This is a genomic window from Phormidesmis sp. 146-12, from assembly GCF_052939495.1.
Genome location: NZ_JBJPHS010000249.1, coordinates 1 through 1,368, shown reverse-complemented (window position 1 = coordinate 1,368; position 1,368 = coordinate 1). Strand labels below are relative to the sequence as shown.

Sequence of the window (1,368 nt, the reverse complement as noted above, 5' to 3'; positions counted from 1 at the left end):
CAGGATACGCGAGTGCTTTGATGTCGGTTTCTAATCCGTGTAACGCCACATTTGCCAACAAGGGCGACAACACACCGCCTTGTGGGGTTCCACTTGTGGTGGGCTGAAATTGATATCCATCAAGGACACCCGCTTTGAGCCACGCCCGAATGGTGCGGCGCAACTGGGGAAAGGTTTTGAGTTTGTTCAACAATGCCGTGTGATTAATTTCGTCAAAGCAATGCGCGATATCGGCATCTAAGACATACTTGGCTTGATACCGGATCGCATAGTAGATTGCTTCAACTGCATCATGGCAAGATCGCCCTGGTCGAAAGCCATAGCTATTTGGCTCGAATTTGGCTTCCCATTCTGGCTCTAATGCCAGTTTCACCAAGGCTTGCTGTGCCCGCTCGGTCATCGTTGGAATGCCCAACGGACGCTGTTCTGCTTTTCTCGGCTTGTCTATCCAGACTCGACGAGTCGGCAGTGGCTTCTGAGTCAGCTTCAGATTGCTGACCAAGTTCAGCCGTTGCTGGGGCTTAAGGGCAGTTTGCCCATCCACGCCAGCCGTTTTCTTGCCTCGGTTATCTTGGGTCACCTTCCGAACCGCCAAGCATTTGGCAGACCAGGATTTGAGGAGAAGTCGTTGGAGTCGGTGGACGAGTTTGACATCGCCACGACTTGAGGCTTGGTAAATCCGTTTTTGCAGCTTAAACACTTTCCGCTCTAGCTTGCGCCAGGGGATCGTGTTCCATTTATACCTCAGCAGTGCTTGGCTCATAACGTTTGAACTGCGACTCACAGCTTTACCGTCCACATCACCGAACCTCCGTCAGCCTATCCTCCAGCTTTCCTAGAGGCGTTTGCTTCTGAGGTTATCCCTTCCCCACTTGGGTGTATAGCTGACTACCCGCTTGAATGACGCTCCAAGAACCCAGGTGGGGTTACTCCGTTCCGTTCTTCCGTTTGTCGCTGGACTTAGGTTCCTGCTTTCCACCGGGCTACTGTCGGAGTATCGCTAGCGCCCTATTCAACACGCTAGCCCGCTTGTTCACCATTCCCTTTTGGGACGCAGCTTATCAGCCTCTTTAGCTGCCTCAGACCATTACGGTGGGTCTATCACAGGTTTCTCGCGTAACCATATCCAGCTCTGCTCGATGGGGTTCCAGATGAGGCTTCCAGTTACCACCTTTTATCCCATGCGCTACACCAGCTTGAGAGTCACTCGCACCAGTGTGGGATAGGCTGTCACTCTGATACCGAGAGGGATGGAATTGCACCATCACGAAAGAACAGTTAAATGATTTAAGCGATCTTAGGAGACGCTCGAATCATTTGACCTCCACCCAATCCGAAAGAATTGGTTTTGAGGTCAACGGGTCGCAC

At 51.9% G+C, this 1,368-nt stretch carries 1 protein-coding gene; it reads right to left on the bottom strand.

Features of this window, described 5'->3' with window-relative positions:
* Positions 1 to 763, bottom strand: a 763-nt coding sequence (locus tag ACKFKF_RS35050; RefSeq protein WP_446871945.1) for a reverse transcriptase N-terminal domain-containing protein, incomplete at its 3' end; no start/stop codon positions are given.
* Positions 764 to 1,368: the final 605 nt, after the last annotated feature.